At 74.9% G+C, this 22,571-nt stretch carries 23 protein-coding genes; 16 read left to right on the top strand and 7 right to left on the bottom strand.

Annotation, left to right across the window (positions count from 1 at the left end; translation table 11 throughout):
• From AB0I41_RS04465 to AB0I41_RS04455, 3 genes are read right to left on the bottom strand one after another with little or no spacing between them, the layout of a single operon-like run.
• Entirely contained in the window at window positions 1-3,531 is a 3,531-nt protein-coding gene (locus AB0I41_RS04465; RefSeq protein WP_357101754.1) for an ATP-binding protein, read from the bottom strand.
• 49 nt (window positions 3,532-3,580) lie between these two features.
• Complete coding sequence (locus tag AB0I41_RS04460; RefSeq protein ID WP_067302246.1) at window positions 3,581-3,943, bottom strand: hypothetical protein; 363 nt, start codon at window positions 3,941-3,943, stop codon at window positions 3,581-3,583.
• Window positions 3,944-3,955: 12 nt separating this feature from the next.
• Window positions 3,956-4,273, bottom strand: coding sequence for a hypothetical protein (locus AB0I41_RS04455; protein ID WP_357101752.1), 318 nt, complete (start codon window positions 4,271-4,273; stop codon window positions 3,956-3,958).
• A gap of 356 nt (window positions 4,274-4,629) precedes the next feature.
• On the opposite strand from AB0I41_RS04455, the gene folP reads away from it, so the two are divergent.
• From folP to AB0I41_RS04420, 7 genes are all read left to right on the top strand, one after another.
• Window positions 4,630-5,559: a dihydropteroate synthase gene (folP, locus tag AB0I41_RS04450; RefSeq protein WP_357101750.1), complete on the top strand. Its 930-nt coding sequence runs from the start codon at window positions 4,630-4,632 to the stop codon at window positions 5,557-5,559.
• 52 nt (window positions 5,560-5,611) lie between these two features.
• A complete protein-coding gene (folB, locus tag AB0I41_RS04445; protein WP_357101748.1) occupies window positions 5,612-5,971 on the top strand; it encodes a dihydroneopterin aldolase in 360 nt (119 codons plus the stop codon).
• Window positions 5,968-6,495: a 2-amino-4-hydroxy-6-hydroxymethyldihydropteridine diphosphokinase gene (gene folK / locus AB0I41_RS04440; protein WP_357101746.1), complete on the top strand. Its 528-nt coding sequence runs from the start codon at window positions 5,968-5,970 to the stop codon at window positions 6,493-6,495. Before folB ends, folK begins: the two co-directional genes overlap by 4 nt.
• 19 nt (window positions 6,496-6,514) lie before the next feature.
• Complete coding sequence (locus AB0I41_RS04435) at window positions 6,515-7,051, top strand: DUF3180 domain-containing protein (protein WP_357101744.1); 537 nt, start codon at window positions 6,515-6,517, stop codon at window positions 7,049-7,051.
• Window positions 7,052-7,153: 102 nt separating this feature from the next.
• Window positions 7,154-8,374, top strand: a complete 1,221-nt coding sequence (locus tag AB0I41_RS04430) for an ABC transporter permease (RefSeq protein ID WP_357101743.1) — start codon at window positions 7,154-7,156, stop codon at window positions 8,372-8,374.
• Between the two features lie 61 nt (window positions 8,375-8,435).
• Complete coding sequence (locus AB0I41_RS04425; protein WP_357101742.1) at window positions 8,436-8,741, top strand: hypothetical protein; 306 nt, start codon at window positions 8,436-8,438, stop codon at window positions 8,739-8,741.
• A gap of 38 nt (window positions 8,742-8,779) precedes the next feature.
• Window positions 8,780-9,280 (top strand): hypothetical protein, encoded by a 501-nt coding sequence (locus AB0I41_RS04420; RefSeq protein ID WP_357101741.1) that lies wholly within the window; start codon window positions 8,780-8,782, stop codon window positions 9,278-9,280.
• Between the two features lie 90 nt (window positions 9,281-9,370).
• Here AB0I41_RS04420 and AB0I41_RS04415 read toward each other — a convergent pair whose 3' ends face one another.
• The gene (locus tag AB0I41_RS04415; RefSeq protein ID WP_357101740.1) at window positions 9,371-10,369 is read right to left on the bottom strand and encodes an ATP-binding cassette domain-containing protein; all 999 of its coding nucleotides are present in this window, start codon (window positions 10,367-10,369) and stop codon (window positions 9,371-9,373) included.
• Between the two features lie 2 nt (window positions 10,370-10,371).
• Here AB0I41_RS04415 and AB0I41_RS04410 point away from each other — a divergent pair, with 2 nt between their 5' ends.
• The 4 genes from AB0I41_RS04410 (at window position 10,372) to AB0I41_RS04395 (ending at window position 14,637) form a co-directional block, all read left to right on the top strand.
• Window positions 10,372-11,058 carry an ABC transporter permease gene (locus tag AB0I41_RS04410; RefSeq protein WP_357101737.1) on the top strand — a complete coding sequence of 229 codons (687 nt, stop codon included), beginning with the start codon at window positions 10,372-10,374 and terminating at the stop codon, window positions 11,056-11,058.
• Between the two features lie 23 nt (window positions 11,059-11,081).
• Window positions 11,082-11,804, top strand: coding sequence for an ABC transporter permease subunit (locus AB0I41_RS04405; RefSeq protein WP_357102093.1), 723 nt, complete (start codon window positions 11,082-11,084; stop codon window positions 11,802-11,804).
• A 264-nt stretch (window positions 11,805-12,068) separates the two neighbouring features.
• Window positions 12,069-13,073: a glycine betaine ABC transporter substrate-binding protein gene (locus tag AB0I41_RS04400; protein WP_357101735.1), complete on the top strand. Its 1,005-nt coding sequence runs from the start codon at window positions 12,069-12,071 to the stop codon at window positions 13,071-13,073.
• Between the two features lie 118 nt (window positions 13,074-13,191).
• Window positions 13,192-14,637: a hypothetical protein gene (locus AB0I41_RS04395; protein ID WP_357101733.1), complete on the top strand. Its 1,446-nt coding sequence runs from the start codon at window positions 13,192-13,194 to the stop codon at window positions 14,635-14,637.
• A 20-nt stretch (window positions 14,638-14,657) separates the two neighbouring features.
• Here the strand turns inward: AB0I41_RS04395 and AB0I41_RS04390 are convergent, their stop codons facing one another.
• From AB0I41_RS04390 to AB0I41_RS04380, 3 genes are read right to left on the bottom strand one after another with little or no spacing between them, the layout of a single operon-like run.
• Window positions 14,658-15,845 (bottom strand): NADH-quinone oxidoreductase subunit D, encoded by a 1,188-nt coding sequence (locus AB0I41_RS04390; protein WP_357101731.1) that lies wholly within the window; start codon window positions 15,843-15,845, stop codon window positions 14,658-14,660.
• A complete protein-coding gene (locus AB0I41_RS04385; protein WP_357101729.1) occupies window positions 15,842-16,861 on the bottom strand; it encodes an SAM-dependent methyltransferase in 1,020 nt (339 codons plus the stop codon). The genes AB0I41_RS04390 and AB0I41_RS04385 overlap by 4 nt, the downstream gene beginning before the upstream one ends.
• Before the next feature lie 57 nt (window positions 16,862-16,918).
• Window positions 16,919-17,242, bottom strand: a complete 324-nt coding sequence (locus AB0I41_RS04380; protein ID WP_357101727.1) for a hypothetical protein — start codon at window positions 17,240-17,242, stop codon at window positions 16,919-16,921.
• A gap of 155 nt (window positions 17,243-17,397) precedes the next feature.
• Here AB0I41_RS04380 and AB0I41_RS04375 point away from each other — a divergent pair, with 155 nt between their 5' ends.
• From AB0I41_RS04375 to AB0I41_RS04355, 5 genes are all read left to right on the top strand, one after another.
• Complete coding sequence (locus AB0I41_RS04375; protein WP_357101725.1) at window positions 17,398-18,375, top strand: Rossmann-like and DUF2520 domain-containing protein; 978 nt, start codon at window positions 17,398-17,400, stop codon at window positions 18,373-18,375.
• 55 nt (window positions 18,376-18,430) lie between these two features.
• Window positions 18,431-19,279, top strand: a complete 849-nt coding sequence (panC, locus tag AB0I41_RS04370) for a pantoate--beta-alanine ligase (RefSeq protein WP_357101723.1) — start codon at window positions 18,431-18,433, stop codon at window positions 19,277-19,279.
• A gap of 37 nt (window positions 19,280-19,316) precedes the next feature.
• Window positions 19,317-19,742, top strand: a complete 426-nt coding sequence (gene panD / locus AB0I41_RS04365) for an aspartate 1-decarboxylase (protein ID WP_357101721.1) — start codon at window positions 19,317-19,319, stop codon at window positions 19,740-19,742.
• 88 nt (window positions 19,743-19,830) lie between these two features.
• Window positions 19,831-20,727, top strand: a complete 897-nt coding sequence (locus tag AB0I41_RS04360) for a septum formation family protein (RefSeq protein WP_357101719.1) — start codon at window positions 19,831-19,833, stop codon at window positions 20,725-20,727.
• A gap of 74 nt (window positions 20,728-20,801) precedes the next feature.
• Window positions 20,802-22,496 (top strand): L-aspartate oxidase, encoded by a 1,695-nt coding sequence (locus tag AB0I41_RS04355; RefSeq protein WP_357101717.1) that lies wholly within the window; start codon window positions 20,802-20,804, stop codon window positions 22,494-22,496.
• The last annotated feature ends 75 nt before the right edge of the window (window positions 22,497-22,571 follow it).

Below are 22,571 nucleotides of genomic sequence, written 5' to 3'. Positions count from 1 at the left end.
TCACGCCTCCAGGTCAGCCAGGACGGTCGGCAGCTGCCCGGCCGCCTGGGCGACCGCAGCGGGGGTGGTGTCCAGGTGTTGCAGCAGCCCCTCGACGTACGACACGTCGACCCGGACCTTCTGCACCCGGCCGTCCACGTCGCGCATGACGAACTCGCGGAAGCCGAGCCGGTCCGCCGAGGTGGCGTCCACTGCGGAGAGCGAGGCCAGGGTGGCCTCGTACCCGTCGTCGACCGGCACCCGCAGCAGCCGCAACGCCTCGGAGGCGATCTCGGCGTCCTCGGCGATCCGCCCGACGAAGACGGTGGAGACGAGGTTCTGCACGTCGAGGCCGAGGATGTCCTTGGGGTTCTGCGAGGCGACCAGCGCGGCGAGGTTCCACTTGCGGGAGTCCCGGGCGAGCCGGACCAGGAACGACCGGCCGGAGCGCCAGCCCTCCATGAAGTGCGCCTCGTCCAGGCCGACCAGCTTGCGCGACGACATCGACCCGCCGTAGCAGCGGCGCACGGCGAGGCGGTGCGCGGTGTGCAGCATCGGCAGGGCCAGCGCCTCCTCGGCGGACCAGTACTCCCGCTCGATCTTGAGGTCGGGGAGCCGGAGGCCGGCCATGGTGATCACGGTGAGCGCCGCGTCGGCGCCGAGCAGCCCCTCCGGCGGGCGGCCGAAGAAGAGCATCGCCAGCGGCATCTCGGCGGTGTCGAGCAGCAGGTTGGCCAGCTCCCGGCCGGCGTCGTCGGCCATCCCCTGCAGGCAGGCGACCACATCGTCCAGGGTGGAGGTCTCCTCCGCCGGCACCTGGCGTACGGCGTGCCGGAACAGGGTCGCGGTGGACGCCTCGCGGGCCACCTGCGGCGGCACCAGCATCATGCAGATGTCCTGCACCAGCATCCGGCGCTCGGCCCGGGCGTTGGAGATCGCGATCTCGAACTCCCGGTCACCCCCCGCGCCGCTGCCGAACTCGCTGCGCAGCGGGGTGGGGATGAGCGAGTACGGCGCCAGCGTCCCGTGCTCCGACCCGGTCAGGTTGAGCACCCGGGAGTACGGTCGCAACTCGGGCATCGCACAGAGCCGGGCCAGCGGGCCGGACGGGTCCAGCAGGGTCACCTGCACCCCGCGCCGCGCGGCCAGGTAGCCCAGGGCGCCGAGCAGGGTCGACTTGCCACCGCCCGGCTCGGCGACGAAGACCGCCAGGCCGGAGCGTTCCCGGACCTCCATCGGGAAGTGCAGGTCGAGGAAGACCGGGCGGCGGCAGGTGCCGGCGGTACGACCGATCAGGTCACCCCGGCGGTCGCCGACCGTCGAGGCGGCCTGTGGCAGTGCGGCGGCCAGTAGGTTGACCGGCATCCGGCGGACGTACCCGGTGTTGGCGATCGGCTCGCCGGGGATGAACTCGCGGGCCAGCCAGTCCTGGTTCTTCGGGTGTTGCAGCGAGATGCGCAGCTCTCGGGAGTAGAGCTGGATGAGCCGGCGGGCCCGTTCCAGGCACTCCTCCCTGGTCCGGCCGCCGACGGCGATCCGGTGCCAGCCGTGCGCGCGGGCGGAGTCGACCGGCAGCCCGGTGGTCATCTCGTCGCCGATCACCAGCGCCCGCTTGGCCAGTCGCTCCAGCTCGGGCGGGGCGTCGATGCCGTGCTCCGCGTAGTCGAGCTGCTGCGAGCGGATCATCCGCAGCCGGTGTTCGAGGTTACGGAAGGAGTCGCCGGAGCCGAGGATGTCCACCCGGGTGGAGATCTCCATCGGCCAGGGCAGCCGCTCGTGGAAGTGCAGCCAGGGCTCGTGCCGCTCGGGGATCTCCAGCGGCTCCATCCGGCCGACGGCGAGCACCGCGACGTGCCGCTCCTCGCCGGTCATCCGGTTGACCAGCTTGACGGTGGAGCCGTACGGGGTGCGGTAGCGCTCGACCTGCTCGGTGAGGGCGAGCAGGTCGCCCCGCTCCCACCGGCCGTTGGTCACCGGGGACAGCGTGCCGGGCGGCGCCATGCAGAGCGCGACCGAGCGGTAGAGCAACCATTCCAGCTCCTGCGCGGTCACCCGGCGGCCGCGCATGCCGAACGCGCCCAGCACCTCGTCGAACTGCTCGACGGTGCGGCCCAGCTTGCGGCGCTCGCCGTCGGCGGTGCCCCGGCCGAAGGCGCGCAGCAGCCGCTCGGTGAGTGAGTCGCCGAGCGAGCGCCGGGCGAAGGTGACCCCGAGGTACGTCTGCCCCTCGGCGTGGTTCACCGACATCAGGTGCCGCTGGGCGGCGACCAGGTGGTCGGCCCAGCCGGGCGTGCCGGGGACGTCGGGCAGCGGCGCGGCGGTGTGCGCGTCGATGGTGCGGGCCCACTCGTCGGCCGGGAAGGGGCGGGTGGTGCGGCGCAGGTGCAGCCGGAACCCGGCCAGGCCGGCGTACTGCTCCGAGATCGCCGAGAGCAGCGCCTCCCGTTCGGCGTCCGGGCGGAACGCCCAGCGCACCTCGGGCAGCCAGTACCACGCGGTGACGGTGTTGGGGGTGAAGGTCAGGTGACCGGCGATCTCGGTGATCGCCAGCTCGATCGACGGGTCCCGGTCGCCGAACTTGATCTTCGGAGGGCGTACCCGGACGGGCTTGGCGGGGGCGCCGCGCCGGCTGGCCGCCCGCTCGCGCGGTGGCGCCAGCTCCCGGGACGCCCGTTCCGCCGGCTCCCGCGGCCCGGGCTCGGCGAGCTCGCGCCGGCCCGGCTCGGCCACCGGATGGCGGGCCGGCTCGTCGACCTCGCGCCGCGCCGACCCGGCGGGCGCCGACCGGGGCAGTTCCTCGGGCTCGGGCCACTCCGGCTCGGCCGGCTCCGACCGGACCGGTTCGACGGTCTCCCGGCGGGCCCGCTCGGTGGCCTCCCGGCGGGCCCGTTCGTCGGCCTCCCGGCGGGCTCGTTCGACGGCCTCCCGGCGGCTGCGTTCGGTGGCCTCGCGCGCGGTGAGCGGTTCGGCGGGCGTGCCGCGGGGCACGCGCTGGGTCGGCGCCTGCACCGGCCGGTCGGGGACCGGCTCGGCCTCGGCCGGCGGGCGGAGCACGGGGAGGCGGTCGCCGGGCTGGTGCGGGACGCGGGTGCGGACCGGCCGGTCGGCGGCCGGGGGCGCCTCGATCGCCGGGGGCGTCTCCGTCCCGATGGCGGGCGTCGGTGCGGCCGACGCGGGCGGCGCCGCCGGCTGGTGCGGGATCGGCGGGTGCTCCCGACCGCCGCGACGCGGGGACGACACCGGGGGCGGCGTGCCGGGGTGCGGGGGCGCGGCCGGGCCGCCGAAGAGGTCGAGGAACGGCGAGTCGATGTCGGTGCCGTCGCCGACCAGCATCGGCGTGCTCGGCTCGGCCGGCGGTACGCCCCGGCCGTTCGCCGGCCGGGGGGCCTGGAAGACGCCGACGCCGCCGTGCCCGGGACTGGTCACCAGGGCCGGGTCGTACGTCTCCTCGCCCCGGACCTCCTCCTCCGGGTAGTCGAGTGACTGCGCACGGTTACCGTGCGTGGCACTGTGCCGTCCGGCCGGGAGACCCGGCGTGGAAGAGCGACTCATTCGACCGCCTCACCCGCGTGGTTCGACTGCCCGATCGGCGTACGCCCGGTCATGCCAGTTCCTCCCGGATCCTGATCCGGCTGCCGACCAGGCGGGGGTCCCGCAGCTCGGCGGCCGGCTCCCGGGTGCGTCGCCAGTCGGTCAGCGCGGTGCGGATGACCATCCGTGCCGGCCGGTCCGGGTCGACGTACCGGAAGATGAACGAGGTGCTCACGATGGCGAGCGCGATCTCCCAGGCGGGGAAGAGCTCGACCTGCAGCGTGAACAGCCAGTGGATGAACATGTAGAGGGGTACGAGCAGCATGAACAGGCCGTACTGGGCGTACGGCAGGTGGACGGGAAGGGTGTAGCCGGGCGGCCCGAGGTAGACCAGGCGAGCCCGGTAGATGTCGTCGTCGGTGCGCAGCCGCATGTCTCGCCCGGCCTATTCGAAGATCAGGTCGATCAGGTAGTCACCGACGAAGAAGAGTGTGGCCGCCCCGGCGATGAAGGCTAGGCCGACGATCGCGATGGCGGAGCTGGTGAGCACCTTGGAGATCTCGCCCCGGCTGGCCCGGCCGATGAAGATGACACCGAGCACGGCGAGCAGGATGGGTGCGATCTTGCTGGCGAAGAAGGTGACGACGCCGCTGGTGTCGATGATGCCCTTCGGGGCCGGTTCGGCGAGTGGCGCCGTCGCCAGGGTGTGCAGCGCCTGCGCGACGCCGGACGTCGCCGTCTGCATGAGTTCGAAGGCGATCACTGGAACCTCCCCATGTCGCGGCCGGCGGTGCCGCGGCGGTGCAGTAGGCAAGCCTGGCGGGAAATGTGTTCACTCGGCGCAGCGTCGGCGACGCTGTGTTCGTTACCCACCACGGAGAGTGGTGAGTTTGGGGGGGATTGTTCCCGCTTGGGCCCTCCCTCCAAGCTTCGCCATCTCGATGCTGGGCAATTTCACAGCGTACGGGCCGCCCTCCTTTGCGACAACCCGCGAAGACTCGACCCGTTTCGACCCGGACGACCGATCGTACACCTGTTCCAATGCGCACGTCAGTCCTGGTGGTGGACGGGCCGGCGGGGGCCGCCGGGCGGGGCGCGGACGACCGGTACCGTCTAGTCGTGACCGATCTGGTACGGGCGCAGTCCCCGGTGGTGATGGGCGTCCTCAACGTCACGCCCGACTCCTTCTCCGACGGCGGCCGGTACGCCGACCGTGACGCCGCCGTCGCACACGGAGTGCGACTGCGCGAGGAGGGGGCCGCGCTGGTCGACGTCGGTGGCGAGTCCACCCGGCCCGGCGCCGACCGGGTCGACGCCGCGACCGAGGCGGCCCGGGTCGTGCCGGTGATCCGGGAACTGGTCGCGGCGGGAGTGGCGGTCAGCATCGACACCAGCCGGGCCTTGGTGGCCGAGGCGGCCCTGACCGCCGGGGCCGCCGTGGTCAACGACGTCTCCGGCGGGCTGGCCGACCCGGACATGGCCCGGGTGGTGCGCGACGCCGGCTGCCCCTGGGTGCTGATGCACTGGCGCGGCCACTCGCGGGGGATGCGCGAGCTGGCCAGCTACACCGACGTGGTCGACGACGTGCGCGCCGAGCTGGGCCAGCGGGTCGACGAGGCGCTGGCCGCCGGGGTCGCCGCCGACCGGATCATCGTCGACCCCGGCCTCGGCTTCGCCAAGACCGCCGCGCACAACTGGGAGCTCAGCGCCCGCCTGCCCGAGCTGGTGGCGCTCGGCTTCCCGCTGCTGTTCGGGGCGAGCCGCAAGTCGTACCTCGGCCGGCTGCTGGCCGACGCCGACGGCGAGCCGCGGCCCACCGCCGGCCGGGAGGCGGCCACCGCCGCCACCAGCCTGCTGGCCGTCGCCGCCGGCGCCTGGGGGGTACGCGTGCACGACGTGCGCGGCACCGCCGACGCGCTCGCCGTCTGGCAGGCCACCGGCCGCCCCCGCCTGGTCGCCGGGCCCGCCGCCGGCCGGGTCGGCCACGCACCCCCGACGGGCGGGGCCGGCGCGCCCGCGGTGGGGCACGAGAGCGGGCGGGCGTGGTGACCGCGTCCGGGGTGGGGGCCGCCGCGCACGCCGGCCGGGACGAGGGAGCGCGATGATCGACCGGATCGAGCTGACCGGCCTGCGGGCGCGCGGCCGGCACGGCGTCTACGACTTCGAACGCGCCCAGGGGCAGGAGTTCGTCGTCGACGCGGTGCTCGAACTCGACCTCGCCCCGGCGGCCCGTTCCGACGAGGTGACCGACACGGTGCACTACGGCGAGCTGGCCGAGCGGCTGGTCGCCGTGATCACCGGCGAACCCGTTGCCCTGATCGAGACGCTCGCCGACCGGCTGCTCGCGGTCTGCCTGGCCGAGCCGCTGGTCACAGCCGCCACGATCACCGTGCACAAGCCCGAGGCGCCGATCCCGCACACCTTCGCCGACGTCGCCGTGACGATGCGGCGTACCCGATGACCCGGGCCGTGCTCTCCCTCGGCAGCAACCTCGGCGACCGCCTCGCCCACCTGCGCGCGGCGGTGGCCGCGCTCGGCGACGCGGTCCTGGTGGTCTCCGGGGTCTACGAGACTCCACCGTGGGGGGACGCCGACCAGCCGGCGTACCTCAACGCGGCGGTGCTGGTCGCGGACCCGGCGGCGGCCCCCCGCGACTGGCTGGACCGGGCCCGGGCCGCCGAGGAGGCGGCCGGCCGCGTCCGCGACCCGGAGCGCCGGTTCGGGCCGCGCACCCTGGACGTGGACGTCATCGCCGTCTGGGACTCCGCCGACGAGCCGGTGCTCACCGACGACCCCGAGCTGACCCTGCCGCACCCCCGCGCGCACCTGCGGGCGTTCGTGCTCCGGCCGTGGATCGACATCCAGCCGTACGGGCGGCTGCCCGGGCACGGCTGGCTGACCGACCTGCTCAACGCCGAACCGGTCGCCGGTGACGCCCTGGAACTCACTCCACGGCCCGATCTGGCGTTAGAGTCGACCCCATGACCGAGTGGAGCCGGCCGGCATGAACCAGGCGCAGCCCCCGCGCGGAAGCGAGCCCGACCGCTTCCGGATGGGCCCCACCCGGATCTCCACGCTGGTCGTGGCCGCCCTCGCCGCCGCGGCGGTGGCCTGGCTGCTGATCAGTACCTTCTACTACGACGTCGCGCCGAACCTGCCCTGGCTGCCGGTGGTCACGCTGGCCGCGCTCGCGGTGCTCGAGGCGTACGCGGCGGTCAACACCCGCAGCCGGATCGAGCGCCGGCCGGGCCGGGAGCCCGTCAACCCGATCCTGGTCGCCCGGTTCGTGGTGCTGGCCAAGGCGTCCGCCCTGGCCGGGGCGATCTTCGTGGGCTTCTACGCGGGGCTGACCGGGTGGCTCTTCATCGAGCACACCAACGCCGCGATCGATGACCGCCCGGCGGCCGGCGCCGGCGTGCTCGCCTCGCTCGCCCTGGCCGCCGCCGCGCTCTGGCTCGAACGCGCCTGCCGGGTCCCCGAGCAGGAGGACGACGAGGACCGGGAGCCCGGCGAGCGCCAGGGCGGCCCGCCCCGCCGCTGATCAGGGGGGTTACGTCCGGCCGCGTGCGCAGGTACCGTCCCTGGCGACCGGAGTGCAGACGACCGTCGACGGGGACGGCCGGCCACGTGGGAGGCGCGCGGCATGGCGTACGACGAACCAGGCCGGGCCGGGTCCGCGGAGCCCGCGTCGGGGGTGCCCGCCGCCGTGCTGGAGAACGTCTTCGACGATCCCGCGCACGGTGAGCCGGGCCGGGACCGGGTCGCCGTGCACCTGGTGTGGGAGATGGTCCTCCTGGTCGGCCTGGTGGCCGTGGTCCTCCTGCTCGGGCGGGAGGACGCCGACGCGCTGCGGGGCGACGGGCTGCGCAGCCTCCTGGTCGACGTGGTCGCGCTCGGCCTGCTCACCCTCGCCGCCGGGCTGAGCCTGCGCACCGCGGCGGTGAACCTGGCGGTCGGGCCGGTCGCGGTGGCCGCCGCGCTGCACTTCGCCGAGCAGGGCGACCGGGGTGTCACGACGGCGCTCACCCCGGCCCTGGTGGCCGCCGCCGTCGGCGGCCTCGCCCTGGCCCTGGCCGTGGTGGTGCTGCACGTGCCCGGCTGGGCGGCTAGCCTGGCCGCCGCCGCGGGCGTGATCGTCTACATCGAGCGACGCACCGCCCCGGTCGCCGTGCAGGCCGACTACGACCCGCACCGCACCGCCTTCTACCTCTTCGCCGGGTTCGCGGCGGTCGCCGCGCTGGGTGGGCTCTTCGGCGCGATCCGGGCGGTCCGGCGGGTGGTCGGCCGGTTCCGGCCGGTGAGTGACCCGGCCCGCCGCCGGGGCGTGCTGGCGGCCCTGGTCACCGCCGTGGCGCTGGTCGGCTCCACCGTGCTCGCCATGCTGGCCGGGGTGCTGCTCGCCGCCAACGGCGCCGGCCCGGTCGTACCGGCGTCCGGGCTGGACTGGACGGTGCTGGCGGTCGGCGTGGCGATGCTCGGCGGCACCAGCGCGTACGGCCGGCGCGGCGGGATCTTCGGCACCCTGCTCGCGGTGGTCGTGGTCGTGGTCTTCCTCGCCTGGGCCGCCGCGCACGGCTGGACGGTCGGCCGCTGGACGGTCGGCGGGGCGGCGCTGGGCGCCGGGCTGGTGGTGACCCGGCTGGTCGAGGCGTGCGGGCGGCCGCGCGCGGCGACCGGTGAGGTGGCCGAGGTCGCCCCGGCGGGTGACGGCATGATCAGCTCCGGTTGGTCGCTGCCCCGGCCGAGCCCGGCCGACAACTGGCCGCCCGCGCTGCCGGCCCAGTCGACCGGGACCCCACCCGACCCGTGGGAGGTCCCCCGCTGGGAGACCGGGCCGCGCCACTGGGACGCCGACGACCGGTGAGGCCCCGGGGTGTGCCGCGTCCGACGGGCCGTACGTGATCTCGCCGGTTAGGCTCGCGGGCATGAGCGAGACTCCTTCCGCCGGTACCGGCCGCACCTTCGACGCGCTCGACGCGCTCTCCACCGAGGAGCTGCGGGAGCGGGCCTTCGCGCTGGCCCGGGAGCGCCGCGACGTGGGCTTCTTCTGGTCGGTGCTGCGGCACCTGCCGAACGCCGACGAGGCCGCCGCGCTGGACGGGGCGCCCAACTCGGTCGGTCCGACCATCGACGAGGCCTCGGCGCTGTGGCGGGAGCTGACCGGCCACGGCTACGAGGAGTCGGCGCCGCTGCTGCGGGCGGCGTTCATCGACTACCTGATGAAGCATTGACCGGTCGTACCGCCGGGTGGTGGAGGGTTGCCCGCCGGATGGCCCTCACCAACCGCCCCCGGACCGTCAGCGGGTACGGCACCGCCGCCGGCACCGGCACCCTGGCCGCACTCATCCTGGTCGGCGTGTGCGGCAGCCCGTGGTACGTCGACTGGGCCGAGGGGCACACCGACCCGAACTCCGCCGGCGGCTGGTTCCTGCGGCTGCTCGCCTGGCCGGCCTGGCGGCTGGAGGCCACCGGTGACGAGCACGGCGTGCTCGCCAGCGACCTGCGGGCCATCCTGCTGCTGGTGTTCGCCGCGACCTTCCTCTACCTGCTGCCCACCTCGCAGGTGGCCCGGGTGCAGGGGTCGGTCAGCCAGTTCTTCTCCGGCTGGGCCGCGTACGTCCTCGCCGCCGCGACCGCGACGCTGCTGGCGGCGCTGCTGACCTCGGACGGGCCGCTGCTCGCCGACTTCCAGACCACCGGCACGGGGGCCACGTACGGCTTCTTCGCCGGCTGGATCATCGGCACCGCCAGCCTCGGCGGCCGGGCCTGACCTCCCCGCCGGGGCGGCCCGGCAGCCGCCGGACCGGTCACCCGGTCAGCTTCGGAGCCGGCCGTGGGCGGACCGCCCGGCGGAGCGGTCTCAGACCGTGGTCCGCCCGAGTTCGAGCACCCGGGCCCGGCTGAGCGCGCCGACCGGCTCGCCGTCGGTGGTCACCACGACCGCGTCGGAGCCCGACGTCAGCATCGCCGCCAGCGCGTCGTACGCGGAGGTGCCCAGCGGCACCGCCGGCAGGTCGGCGGTCGCGCCGGCCAGCGGGGCGAGCCCGTCCCGGGTGAGCGGGGTGACGGCCAGCCGGCGGATGCCCCGGTCCGCGCCGACGAACTCACGGACGAACGGCGAGGCGGGGGCGCCGAGCAGGGCGGCCGGGCTGTCGTACTGCTCCAGCCGGCCCCCCTCGGAGAGCACCGCGATCCGGTCGCCGAGCCGGACCGCCTCGTCCAGGTCGTGGGTGACCAGCACGATGGTCTTGCGGACCTCGGCCTGGAGCCGGAGGAACTCCTCCTGCAACCGGGTCCGCACGATCGGGTCGACCGCCGAGAACGGCTCGTCCATCAGCAGCACCACCGGGTCGGCGGCGAGCGCCCGGGCCACCCCGACCCGCTGCCGCTGCCCGCCGGAGAGCTCGTGCGGGTAGCGGCGGCCGAACTGTGCGGGATCGAGCCCGACCAGTTCCAGCAGTTCGTCGGCGCGGCGGCGGATCCGTTCCTTCGGCCAGCCGAGCAGCCGGGGCACGGTGCCCACGTTGGCGCGCACCGTCTGGTGCGGGAAGAGCCCGACGTTCTGGATCACGTAGCCGATGCGGCGGCGCAGCTTCACCGGGTCGACCCGGGTGATGTCCTCGTCGCCGAGGAGGATCCGGCCGCCGGTCGGCTCGATCAGCCGGTTGACCATCCGCAGCACGGTGGACTTCCCGCAGCCTGACGGGCCGATCAGCACCACCAGCTCGCCGGCCCTGACCTCCAGGCTCAGCTCGCGCACCGCCTCCGTGCCGTCCGGGTAGCGCTTGCGGATGCCGTCCAGGGTGATCGAGGCCGCACTGTGTCCGGCGTCGTCGGTGGTGTCCGGGGTAACGTCCACGTGTGTTCCTCCACCTCAGTTACCGGGCCGCCCCGGGTAACCCGTGGTTCTCCTGGCAGTACTTGCGGGACAACTCTGACACGGTCCTCGCCGCGCTGCGCGAGCACGCCTCGCTTACCGCGCGGGCGGTGCTGATCGCCGCCCTGGTGGCCCTCCCGCTGGCGGTGGCGGCGTACTGGTTCCGTGTCCTCGCCGGCCCGATTCTCGCACTCGCCGGTGTGCTGTACACGGTCCCGTCGCTGGCGCTGTTCGCCTTCATCGCCCCGTACCTGGGCATCGGCGCGGTCACCGTGCTCACCGTGGTGGTGCTGTACGCGCTGCTGGTGATCGTGCGCAACGCGGTGGCCGGGCTGAACCAGGTGCCCCCCGAGGTCCGCGACGCGGCCGAGGGCATGGGGTACGGCCGCTGGGCGCGGCTGTTCCGGATCGAGCTGCCGCTGGCCCTGCCCGGCATCCTCACCGGGGTACGCCTCGCGACCGTCTCGACGGTCGCGCTGGTCACGGTCGGGGTGGTGGTCGGTCGCGGCGGCCTGGGGCAGCTCATCTTCGCCGGCTTCCAGAACAACTTCTACAAGGCCGAGATCATGACCGGGACGCTGCTCTGCGTCCTGCTCGCCCTGGTGCTGGACCTGCTCCTCGCCGGGGTGGGCCGGCTGCTCACGCCGTGGCTGCGGGGGCGCACCGGGTGACCGGCACGGACTCCAGGGCGGGCATGAATCCCGTCGAACAGGCGGTGGTCTGGCTCAACGACCCGCTGAACTGGACGAACCCGGGCGGCGTCCTGGACCGGCTCGGCGAGCACCTGAGCATGTCGGCTGCCGCGGTGCTGCTGGGCTGCCTGGTGGCCTGGCCGGTCGGGCTGTGGCTCGGGCACACCGGCCGCGGCGGCGGGGTGGTCCTGCTGATCTCCAACGTCACGCTGTCGATTCCCACCCTGGCGCTGCTGACCATCCTGCCGCTGACCTTCCTCGGGTTCGGCCGCCCGGCCGTGGTGGTGGCGCTGGCCGTCTTCGCGGTGCCGCCGCTGCTGGCCAACGCGTACACGGGGGTGCGGCAGGCCGACCCGGAGGCCCGGGACGCGGCCCGGGGGATGGGGCTGTCCGGGGGCCAGGTGCTGCGCCGGGTGGAACTGCCGCTGGCGGTGCCGTACCTGGCGGCCGGGTTCCGGACCGCCGCGGTGCAGGTGGTCGCCACCGCGGCGCTCGCCTCGTTCGTCAACGGCGGCGGGCTCGGCCAGATCATCCGGGCCGGCTTCGGGCTGGACATCGCGGCCGGTGGCGGCCAGATCATCGCCGGCGGCGTGCTGGTGGCCGGGCTGGCGCTGCTGATGGAGGGGGTGTTGGCGCTGGTCGAGCGCGCCGTCACCCCGCACCCGTTGCGGCGGGCCCGGGCCGGGGCCGATCGGCGGGCGGCGGCCGCGATCGCCGGGAACTAGGGGTCTCCCGGATCTTCACCGGCCTGCGACGGGCCCGGACGACGCCCGGCGGCGTTGGCGGTTCGCCGTCTGGGCCTCGTCCCGGCTCGACGAGATCCAGGACACACGCCCTGGGCGGGCCGATGACAATCCGGTGACGAACTCCGCGCAGAGTTTGTCGGTCCGGCCCGGAGGATATTGGCTGGAGTCGCGGGCGGCGATCGGATCGCCCGTCGGACACGCGGCCGGCCCACGGGCCGCGCCGGGACACGGAAGGCGGGCACCATGCGCGTACGGACACGGCTGGCGGTCGGCGCGGTCGGCGCGATCACGGCAGCGGGTCTGCTCACCGGCTGCGGGGACGCGGGGTCCTCCGGCACCGACGCGCCGGAGCAGGGCGCGAGCGGGGCCGGGTGCGCCCCGGTCGCCGGCGACCAGTTGGTCGTCCTCGACGACGACAAGAAGCTCCAGGACACCGACAACGTCATCCCGGCGGTCAACGCCGACGTGGCCAACCCGCAGCTGGTCGCCGCGCTGGACAAGGTCTCCGCGGCGCTGGACACGCCGAAGCTGATCGCGCTCAACAAGGCCGTCGTCGTCGACCGCAAGACCCCGAAGGCGGCCGCCGAGGAGTTCGCCTCGGTCAACAACCTCACCACCGGCATCGCCAAGGGCCCGGGCGGGCAGCTCGTGGTCGGCGCCGGCAACTTCAGCGAGAGCCAGACCCTGGCCGAGCTCTACAACATCGCCCTCACCGCGGCCGGTTACCAGGTCAGGGTGCAGCAGATCGGCAGCCGCGAGCTCTACGAGCCGGCCCTGGAGAAGGGCGAGATCCAGGTCGTCCCGGAGTACGCGGCGACCATGGCCGAGTTCCTCAACACCAAGGCCAACGGCAAGAACGCCACCCCGGTCTCCTCGCCGGACCTGGACAAGACGGTGGCCGCGCTGAAGGCCGCCGGCGACAAGGTGGGCATCACCTTCGGCACCCCGTCGACCGCCCAGGACCAGAACGCCTTCGCCGTCACCAGCGCGTTCGCCGACAAGTACGGCCTGAAGACGCTCTCCGACCTGGCGGCCAAGTGCTCCGGCAAGGCGACCGTGCTGGCCGGGCCGCCGGAGTGCCCGCAGCGGCCGAAGTGCCAGGCGGGTCTGGTGCAGGTCTACGACTTCAAGGCCGGCTCGTTCAGTTCGCTGGACGCCGGTGGCCCGCAGACCAAGAACGCGCTCAAGACCGGCGCCGCCAGCGTCGGCCTGGTCCTCTCCTCAGACGGCGCGCTCGCCAGCAGCTGACCACGGGTTCCGGGCGCGGCGGGCACTCCGTCGGCCGCGCCCGGCAGCCCCCCTGCCGTCCCGATTCCGGGTTCTCGACCGTTCCCAGCCAGGGGATCTCTCGGTAGGCTCCACAGCCATGCCCGCCCCGGTCGCGCCAGAAAAGCACAACCCCCAGCTGCTGACCGTCCTGTTCTGGATAGGGGTGGCGATCGCGCCCATCGCGGCGCTGATCCTGCTGGTCGCCGACAACAACGGCCCGCTCCGGTTCGCCGCCGTACTGGCCATCATGGCCGTGGTCCTGATCGGCCTGTCGATCGCGCTGCGCGCCGACGGCGGCCAGCCGCGCGGCGAGGAGTTCCTCGACGAGCTGGAGCAGCTGCGCCGGGAGCTGCGTGCCGAGATCGTGGCCGCCGCCCAGCGCGGCAACCAGGCGCTCGACCGGTCCCAGCGGGTCGAGGACCAGGTCACCGGGCTGCGTCGCCGGCTGGACGCGGCGGCGGCCGGAATCGCCGGGATCACCGGCCCGGTCGCCGAGGAGCCGTCCAGCGCCGGCCGGGCCTGGGTGCCCGCCCCGGAGGCCCACGACCACGCGTCGGGCGGGCGGCGGCGGGCCGCCGCGCCCGAGGAGGCCCCGGCCACCTGGGGGCGCGCGACCGACGACCGGGACGACGAGGAGCCGGCCGGCCGCCGGTACGGCGCGGAGCGTCCCGCCGCCGGCCAGGCCGGGGTGTACGGCTCGGCCCGCGAGTCGCGCGGCGCGGCGTCGGCCCCGGAGCCCGGCGGCCGTCCGGTGGTGCGGCACACCGAGACCGTGCACGTGACCACCCGGCACACCGTGGTGGACGGCGCGGACCCGGCGGTCGGCAACGCCTACGCCGGGTACGCCGGCCGCTGGTCGCCCAATCCTGAGGAGTCGTCCCGGGGTGCCGCGGAGGCGGAGAACTCCTGGTCGGAGCGGGCCGAGCCGGCGGAGCGGGGCTGGCCGGGCCAGCGCGACGAGCGGTCGGGCGGCCAGCGTGAGGACCGGTCCTGGTCGGGCGGCCAGCCCGAGGAGCGGTCCTGGCCGGGCCCCGCCGACGACAGCGCCGACCGGGCGGGCGGGTCGTACCCGGCGGAGGAGAGCTGGTCCGGGGCGCGGGCCGGTGACCGCTGGGCGGAGGTGCGCGACGACGGGCGGGCCCGTGAGGTGCGGATCGGTGAGCGCCGGGCGGAGGTGCACGCCGACGGCGCCGAGTTCCGCATGCAGGACCGGTGGGCCTCGGTACGCCACGACGAGCCGCGCCGGCCCGCCGAGCAGTGGGGTGGCGGCTGGGCCGAGCCGGAGGACCGGCCGGGGCTGCCGGCCGGCGGGGTGCCCGTGCCGGACGAGTGGCGGGGGCCGGCGCGTGGCCAGCAGCCCGCCGAGGAGTCGTGGGGCCAGCGGCCGGCCGACCAGTGGCGGCCGCCCGCGCAGCGGGAACCGGTCGACTCGTGGCGGGCGGCCGAGCCGGAGCCGCGCGCCCGCCAGCAGTGGAGCGGTGAGGAGCGGTACGGCCACCCGCCGCAGGACGACTCCCCGCGTGCCGGTGGCCGCTGGCGTTGACCGGTCCGGTCAGCCGCCGGTCACTTGTCGATGTCGCCGACCACGAAGAACATCGAGCCGAGGATGGCGATCAGGTCCGGCACCAGGGCGCCGGGGAGCAGGGTGGCCAGCGCCTGCACGTTCGCGTACGACGCGGTGCGCAGCTTGAGCCGCCACGGCGTCTTCTCGCCCCGGGACACCAGGTAGTAGCCGTTGATGCCGAGCGGGTTCTCGGTCCAGGCGTAGGTGTGCCCCTCGGGGGCCTTGACCACCTTGGGTAGTCGGGTGTTCACCGGCCCGGTGAGCCGGTCGACCCGGTCCAGGCACTGCTCGGCGAGGTCGAGTGAGGCGTACACCTGGTCGAGCAGTACCTCGAAGCGGGCGTGGCAGTCCCCGGCGGTGCGGGTGACCACTGGCACGTCGAGCTGGTCGTAGGCCAGGTAGGGCTCGTCGCGGCGCAGGTCGAGGTCGAGGCCGGAGGCGCGGGCGACCGGCCCGGACGCGCCGAACGCGGCGGCGTCGGCGGCGGAGAGCACCCCCACCCCGACGGTGCGGGCCAGGAAGATCTCGTTGCGCCGGATGAGCTGGTCCAGGTCCGGCATCCGCCGGCGGACCTCGCCGATCGCGGCGCGGGCCCGGCCGGTCCAGCCGGCGGGCACCTCCTCCTTGAGGCCGCCGACCCGGTTGAACATGTAGTGGATCCGGCCGCCGGAGACCTCCTCCATCACCGCCTGGAGGGTCTCCCGCTCGCGGAACGCGTAGAAGACCGGGGTGATCGCGCCGATCTCCAGCGGGTACGAGCCGAGGAACATCAGGTGGTTGAGCACCCGGTTCAGCTCGGCGAGGGCCATCCGCAGCCAGGTGGCCCGCTCCGGCACCTCCATGCCCATCAGCCGCTCGACGGCGAGCACCACGCCCAGCTCGTTGGAGAACGCCGACAGCCAGTCGTGCCGGTTGGCCAGCACGATGATCTGCCGGTAGTCGCGGACCTCGAAGAGCTTCTCCGCGCCCCGGTGCATGTAGCCGACGATCGGCTCGGCCGAGACGACCCGCTCGCCGTCGAGCACCAGCCTGAGCCGGAGCACCCCGTGCGTGGAGGGGTGCTGCGGGCCGATGTTGAGCACCATGTCGGTGCCCAGCTGCTCCCCGGCGGTGCCCGCCACCAGGCCGGCGCCGGTGCCGACGGTCAGTTCGTGGAGGTCGCCGGCGTCCGTGGTCATGCCCGTCATCGTGCCATGAACGCGGCCGGGTCGACGCCGACCGGTTGCCGCAGCCACCAGTGCCCGCCGAGGCCGACCGGATCGGTCAGCTCGGCCACCGACGACGCGCCGGCCAGCGCCCGCAGGTAGCCGGCCGGGTCGCGGGTGGCCAGGCTCAGCGGCGGTCGGCCGCCGTCGGCCCCGAGCGCCCGCAGCGCCTCCCGCTGCGACACCAGCGAGTACGCACACCGGGCGGCCCGCCCGCCGGCGGAGGCGGCCGAGTCCATCGCGACGTGCGCGGTTACGTCGCAGGAACCGTCCGGCACGGGCGCCACCTGGCGCCCACCCCGGTACCCGGTCAGCGTCGCGTCGAACGGGCGCTCGGCCCTCAGGTGCCCGTAGTCCACGGCCAGTGCCAACCCCCGGTCGATCCTGCCGACGGCGTCGGCCCAGGCTTCGTCTCTGGGTCGGCCAATCTCGGCCAGCGCATCGATCGGGCTGGAGTCGGGCCACCACGTGTCGAGCCACCCGGCGTCAACGGCATCGACCGGGTCGCCGACGGTCTCCTGACCCGTCGCCGGGTCGACCAGCAGGTAGCGCCAGCCGTCCCGCGTCCGCACGGCGACGTCGAGCGGCACGTTGTCCAGCCACTCCGTGGCGACCAGCAGCCCGGTGATCCCCGTCGGAATCTCGTCCACCCACTCGATCCCGGGAGGCAGGTCGACGGGTCTGGGGGCCTTCTCGACGGCGACGAGCCGTACCCGGGAGGCGAGCGGCACCGGGGCGGCGGCCAAGGCCCCGGCAACCCCCAGGGCGAGCGACCGCAACAGCTCCCCACGGCCCGCGCCGACGTCGACGACGGAGAGCACCGGAGGGTGGCCGAGGGCGGCGTCGACCCGCTCGACCAGCCGGAGGAGGGCCGACGCGAACACGGGGGAGGCGTGGACGCTGGTGCGGAAGTGGGCGGCCGGCCCGGCGCCGGAGACGAAGAACCCACCCGGCCCGTACAGGGCCCGGTCCATGGCGTCCCGCCACCGCATCGACATCAGTTCATCCCTTGTCCCCGGTGCGTCACGGTGCCGACCCGAGGGTCAGGGGGATCATCAGGGCCGGTGGCGCGCGTCGGGGGTGGTGGCCGGCCAGATCTCCGCCATGGGGTCCGACGCCCGGAGCGCCGGGAGGTCGGGGGCCGACCGCCCGGCACGGGCGGCGATGTCGCGTACCGCCTCCCGGAAGCCGTTGACCGTCTCGCCGATCTCCATGAATTCGCCTGACTCGTGGGTGACCTCGAAGTACAGGAACCTGTGCTCCTCGGGCGCCAGTGCGGAGACCGAGATGTGCTGGATCTCCGACCAGGGCCAGCCGAAGCTGTGGTCTCCGTCCTCCGTCCGGACCCCGATCTCGTCCACCACGACCCGTTGCGTCACACGCGGCACTGTAACCGCGGCGGGCGGTCCGCGCCGCTCTTGAAGGTGCCGCCCACCGGCTGGTGAAGGTTTTCACACATCCTTGTTCGGGCTCCGTGACCGCAGCGCATACTTGCGGTCGACCGGTACCCCCTTTCGAGGACTGGATCGTTGCCATGAGCGCACCGCTGCGCCCGCGTCCGGCCGCCCCGCGCGAGGCCGCCGTACCCGCGGGTGGCGCCCCTGCCGGCGCCCCGCTCGCCTTCCCGCGCACCCTCACCGCCGGTGTCATCGGCGCCGGCCGGGTCGGTGCCGTGCTGGGCGCGGCGCTCGCCGCCGCCGGCCACCGGGTGGTCGCCGCCTCCGGCGTCTCCGGGGCCGCGAAGGCCCGGATCGCGCTGCTGCTGCCCGGCGCCCGCAACCGTTCGGCGACCTCGGTCGCCCGCGCCGCCACCGATCTGCTGCTGATCGCCGTCCCGGACGACGCGCTGGCCGGCGTGGTCGCCGGGCTGGCCGAGACCGGGGCGCTGCGCCCCGGCCAGGTGGTCGCGCACACCTCCGGCGCGCACGGCCTGGCCGTGCTGGCCCCGGCCGCGGCCGTCGGCGCGCGCCCGCTGGCGCTGCACCCGGCGATGACCTTCACCGGTACGCCGGACGACCTCGGCCGGCTCGCCGGCATCTCGTACGGGGTGACCGCCCCGGCGGAGTTGCGCCCGCTCGCCGTCCGGCTCGTCGCCGACCTGGGCGGGGTGCCGGAGTGGATCGGCGAGGCGGACCGCCCGCTCTACCACGCGGCGCTGGCGCACGGCGCGAACCACCTGGTGACCCTGGTCAACGAGGCGGCCGACCGGCTGCGCGACGCCGGGGTGGCCCAGCCCGAGAAGGTGCTGGCCCCGCTGCTGCGGGCGGCCCTGGAGAACGCCCTGCGGCTCGGCGACGACGCGCTGACCGGCCCGGTGTCCCGGGGCGACGCGGGCACCGTACGGCGGCACCTGGCCCGGCTGGCGGAGACCGCCCCGGAATCGGTGGCCCCCTACCTGGCGTTGGCACGACGGAGCGCCGACCGGGCGATCGCCGCCGGTCGGCTGCGGCCGGTGGACGCGGAGTCGTTGCTCGACGTGCTGGCCGGAATCCATCGGGAGGTGGCGGCGTGAGCGCGAGGAGTGAGCCGATCTTGCGAGCCCCGCAGTCGCGAACCGAGGTGACCTGGTGACGGAGTTGGTGCACACCCGTGCCGAGCTGGCGGAGGCGCGGGACGGGCTCAAGGGCACCGTCGGCGTGGTGATGACCATGGGCGCGCTGCACTCGGGGCACGAGACGCTGCTGCGGGCGGCCCGGGAGCGGGCCGACCACGTACTCGTGACGATCTTCGTCAATCCGCTGCAGTTCGGGCCGAACGAGGACTTCGACCGCTACCCGCGCACCCTCGACGCGGACCTGGAGATCTGCCGCCGCGCGGGGGCCGACGTGGTGTTCGCCCCCTCGGCGTCGGACATGTACCCGGACGGGCAGCCGACGGTCCGGGTGAACCCGGGGCAGCTCGGCGAGGACCTGGAGGGGCAGAGCCGGCCGGGCTTCTTCCACGGGGTGCTGACCGTGGTCATGAAGCTGCTCCAGCTCACCCGCGCCGATCTCGCCTTCTTCGGCGAGAAGGACTACCAGCAGCTCACCCTGGTCCGGCGGATGGCCCGCGACCTGAACGTCCCGGTGGAGGTGGTCGGCGTGCCGACCGTCCGCGAACCGGACGGGTTGGCCCTGTCCAGCCGCAACCGCTACCTCTCGCCGGACGAGCGGCGGACCGCGCTGAGCCTGTCGGCCGCGCTGCGGGCCGGCGCGACGGCCGCCGAGCAGGGCCACGACGCCGGGGAGGTGCTGGCCGCCGCGCACCGGGCGTTCGCCGCGGTGGGAGCCGCCGCCCGGCTGGACTACCTGGTGCTCACCGACCCCGACCTGGAGCCGGGCCCGGTGTCCGGCCCGGCCCGGCTGCTGGTCGCGGCCTGGGTGGGCGGCACCCGTCTGATCGACAACATGGCGGTCCGGCTCGCCCCCCGTTCCTGACCACCCACCACCACACACGCTGCTGAAAGGCACCCCGATGTTCCGGACCATGCTCAAGTCGAAGATCCACCGGGCCACGGTGACCCAGGCCGACCTGCACTACGTCGGCTCGGTGACCGTGGACCAGGATCTGCTCGACGCCGCCGACCTGCTCCCCGGCGAGCAGGTGGCGATCGTGGACGTGACCAACGGGGCCCGGCTGGAGACGTACGTCATCCCCGGTGAGCGGGGCAGCGGCGTGATCGGCATCAACGGTGCGGCGGCGCACCTGGTGCACCCCGGCGACCTGGTCATCCTCATCTCGTACGGTCAGCTGGACGACGCCGAGGCGCGCTCCTACCGGCCCCGGGTGGTGCACGTCGACGCCGACAACAAGGTCGTCGACCTCGGCGTCGACCCGGCCGCAGTGGCCCCCGGCACCGCCGGCGACCCCACCCCCAGCCCGCTGGCCGTGGTGGGCTGAGCGGACTTCCGGTCTGTCACCGGAAGGTCATTGTTGGTTACCCTGGGCGAGCCGTCGGATCGACGGTCGTCGGCTGGGGGAGGCCGCGATGCGCCGTGCGATGACGAGCCTGGTCGCCGCGTTGGTCGCGGGGGCCCTGCTGGCCGGGTGCGCCACCGCGGACGGGCTCGACGGGGACCTCACCGACGACTGGGCCGCCCTGGCGGCTCCGGGGCCGTTCACCCCCGAGGCCGGCGTCTGCCAGGTCGGCGACTTCACCGACACCGTGGCGCTGGACGCGTACGCGCCGGTGGACTGCGCGGTGGCGCACCGGGTGGAGACGGTGCACGTGGGCGCCTTTCCGGCCGGCCGGGCCGACCCGCCGGCCACCGGCTCGCCCGAGGTGCGCGGCGCCTTCGCCGAGTGCGACGCCCGGGCCACCGGGTACGTCGGCGACGACTGGCGCGCCGGGCGGCTGCGACTGGCCGTGGCGCTGCCCACCGGCCCCGGCTGGGCGGCCGGCTCCCGCTGGTACCGCTGCGACCTGAGCGAGCTGACCACGGTCGAGGCGGCGGCCGCCGTGGTGACCCGCACCGGCAGCCTGCGCGACGCCCTGAAGGGACCGTCGCCGCTGCGCCTGGGCTGCCAGCGCACCCGCACGGGCCCGGGGCGGGGCGTGCAGGTGCTGCTCCCGGCGGAGTGTGGCACCGCCCACGACGCCGAGTTCGTCGGCGTATGGAGGGCGCCCGACCGCCCGTACCCGACCCGGGACGCCGACTGGCTGCCGCTCTACGCCGGCTGCCGCGGCGTCCTCGCCCGGTACGTCGGCGTGCCCGACGACGCCGACCTGCGCTTCCGCAGCGGTGTGGTGGTCCGCCCGCCCGGCGCCGGCCGCTGGCGGGCGGGTGACCGGGGCGTCCGCTGCCACCTCTGGCTCAGCGACCGGACGGTGACTGCCTCGCTGAAGGGCGTCGGCCCGGCCGGGCTGCCCGTCCGGACGAATTAGCGGGGCACCGTAGCCGAAACCACTCGTCGTGCCCCCGCCGCCCGGGATGAGGGGTGTTCGGGTTGACTGTGCTCATGGACCTTCCGACCGTCGACCTGCCGGCCCTGCCGAGACTGCTGGCCGCTCCCGCGCCCGGCTGGGTGGAGACCACCGACGTGATCGTGGTCGGTTCCGGGGTCGCCGGGCTCACCGCCGCGCTGCACCTGCGCGAGGCGGGCCTGCACGTCACCGTGGTCACCAAGGTCAACATCGACGAGGGCTCCACCCGGTGGGCGCAGGGCGGCATCGCCGCGGTGCTCGACCCGACGGACACGCCGGGCGCGCACGCCCACGACACGGAGGTCGCCGGTGTCGGTCTCTGCGACCCGGCGGCCGTGCGGGTGCTGGTGGAGGAGGGGCCGACCCGGCTCCGCGAGCTGATGCGCATCGGCGCGGAGTTCGACCGCAACCCGGACGGGTCGCTGATGCTCACCCGGGAGGGCGGGCACCGGGCGGACCGGATCGTGCACGCCGGCGGCGACGCCACCGGCGCCGAGGTGCAGCGGGCGCTGCACGCGGCGGTCCGCCGCGACCCGTGGATCCGGCTGGTCGAGCACGCCCTGGTGCTGGATCTGCTCCGCGCCCCCGGCGACGGCCCGGACTCGCTCGGCCCGGCCTGCGGCATCACCCTGCACGTGCTCGGCGAGGGCAGCGAGGACGGCGTCGGCGCGCTGCTGGCCCGGGCGGTGGTGCTGGCCACCGGCGGCATGGGGCAGGTCTTCTCGGCCACCACCAATCCGGCCGTCTCCACCGGTGACGGGGTGGCCCTGGCCATGCGGGCCGGCGCGGCGGTCACCGACGTGGAGTTCGTCCAGTTCCACCCGACCGCGCTGATCGTGCCGGACGCGGCCCGGGTGGCCGGCACCGGACTGGCCCAGCAGCCGCTGGTCTCCGAGGCGCTACGCGGCGAGGGCGCCCACCTGGTCGACGGCGACGGCAGGCGGTTCATGGTCGGCCAGCACGAGTTGGCCGAGCTGGCCCCTCGGGACGTGGTGGCCAAGGGCATCCACCGGGTGCTGCTGGCCACCGGCGCGGACCACGTCTGGCTGGACGCCCGGCACCTGGGCGGGGACTTCCTCGCCGGGCGGTTCCCCACCATCGTCGCCTCCTGCCTGGCCATCGGGGTGGACCCGGCCACCGACCTGATTCCGGTCGCCCCGGCCGCCCACTACGCCTCCGGCGGCGTCCGCACCGACCTGCGCGGCCGCACCTCGATCCCGGGCCTGTACGCCTGCGGCGAGGTCGCCTGCACGGGTGTGCACGGCGCCAACCGGCTGGCCAGCAACTCGCTGCTGGAAGGGCTGGTCTTCTCCCGCCGGATCGCCGAGGACATCGCCGCCGGGCTGCCCGAGCAGGCGAAGCCGGCGGAGACCGGCGCCTGGGTGGGCGGGGAGGGCTGGGTGGTGCCGGCCGAGGGCACGGCGGCCCTGCAACGGGCGATGACCCGGGGCGCCGGGGTGCTGCGGTCGGCCGGGACGCTGACCGGGACCGCCGCGATCCTGGGCGAGCTGGGCCTGGGCCGGGGCACGCCGCGAACCGCCGACTGGGAGGCGACGAACCTGATCACCGTGGCGTCGACCCTGGTCGCCGCCGCGTACGCCCGCCAGGAGACCCGGGGCTGCCACTGGCGGGAGGACTTCCCGACGGCCGACGAGCGGTGGCGGGGCCACCTGGTCGGCGCGGTCGGTGCGCAGGGTCGGTTGACGTCTCGGTGGGAGGAGTCGGCGTGAGCGCGAGGAGTGAGCCGGTGTTGCGAGCCCCGCAGTCGGGAACTGAGGAGTCGGCGTGAGCGCGAGGAGTGAGCC

It is taken from the genome of Micromonospora sp. NPDC050200 (assembly GCF_040656135.1).
Lineage (GTDB): Bacteria > Actinomycetota > Actinomycetes > Mycobacteriales > Micromonosporaceae > Micromonospora.
Note: the sequence above shows the minus strand (reverse complement) of the source record. Positions and strands in the feature narration are given on the sequence as shown.

What these genes read in the sequence shown, in the direction of transcription:
- AB0I41_RS04425 (WP_357101742.1), top strand. Translation starts at nt 8,436, where the DNA reads ATGAGCGAGACTCCTTCCGCCGGTACCGGCCGCACCTTCGACGCGCTC.
- panD (WP_357101721.1), top strand. Translation starts at nt 19,317, where the DNA reads ATGTTCCGGACCATGCTCAAGTCGAAGATCCACCGGGCCACGGTGACC.
- AB0I41_RS04465 (WP_357101754.1), bottom strand. Translation starts at nt 3,531, where the DNA reads ATGAGTCGCTCTTCCACGCCGGGTCTCCCGGCCGGACGGCACAGTGCC.
- folK (WP_357101746.1), top strand. Translation starts at nt 5,968, where the DNA reads ATGACCCGGGCCGTGCTCTCCCTCGGCAGCAACCTCGGCGACCGCCTC.
- AB0I41_RS04405 (WP_357102093.1), top strand. Translation starts at nt 11,082, where the DNA reads ATGAATCCCGTCGAACAGGCGGTGGTCTGGCTCAACGACCCGCTGAAC.
- AB0I41_RS04460 (WP_067302246.1), bottom strand. Translation starts at nt 3,943, where the DNA reads ATGCGGCTGCGCACCGACGACGACATCTACCGGGCTCGCCTGGTCTAC.
- AB0I41_RS04435 (WP_357101744.1), top strand. Translation starts at nt 6,515, where the DNA reads ATGAACCAGGCGCAGCCCCCGCGCGGAAGCGAGCCCGACCGCTTCCGG.
- AB0I41_RS04400 (WP_357101735.1), top strand. Translation starts at nt 12,069, where the DNA reads ATGCGCGTACGGACACGGCTGGCGGTCGGCGCGGTCGGCGCGATCACG.
- AB0I41_RS04430 (WP_357101743.1), top strand. Translation starts at nt 7,154, where the DNA reads ATGGCGTACGACGAACCAGGCCGGGCCGGGTCCGCGGAGCCCGCGTCG.
- AB0I41_RS04420 (WP_357101741.1), top strand. Translation starts at nt 8,780, where the DNA reads ATGGCCCTCACCAACCGCCCCCGGACCGTCAGCGGGTACGGCACCGCC.
- AB0I41_RS04355 (WP_357101717.1), top strand. Translation starts at nt 20,802, where the DNA reads ATGGACCTTCCGACCGTCGACCTGCCGGCCCTGCCGAGACTGCTGGCC.
- AB0I41_RS04385 (WP_357101729.1), bottom strand. Translation starts at nt 16,861, where the DNA reads ATGTCGATGCGGTGGCGGGACGCCATGGACCGGGCCCTGTACGGGCCG.
- AB0I41_RS04390 (WP_357101731.1), bottom strand. Translation starts at nt 15,845, where the DNA reads ATGACGGGCATGACCACGGACGCCGGCGACCTCCACGAACTGACCGTC.
- AB0I41_RS04395 (WP_357101733.1), top strand. Translation starts at nt 13,192, where the DNA reads ATGCCCGCCCCGGTCGCGCCAGAAAAGCACAACCCCCAGCTGCTGACC.
- AB0I41_RS04375 (WP_357101725.1), top strand. Translation starts at nt 17,398, where the DNA reads ATGAGCGCACCGCTGCGCCCGCGTCCGGCCGCCCCGCGCGAGGCCGCC.
- folB (WP_357101748.1), top strand. Translation starts at nt 5,612, where the DNA reads ATGATCGACCGGATCGAGCTGACCGGCCTGCGGGCGCGCGGCCGGCAC.
- AB0I41_RS04360 (WP_357101719.1), top strand. Translation starts at nt 19,831, where the DNA reads ATGCGCCGTGCGATGACGAGCCTGGTCGCCGCGTTGGTCGCGGGGGCC.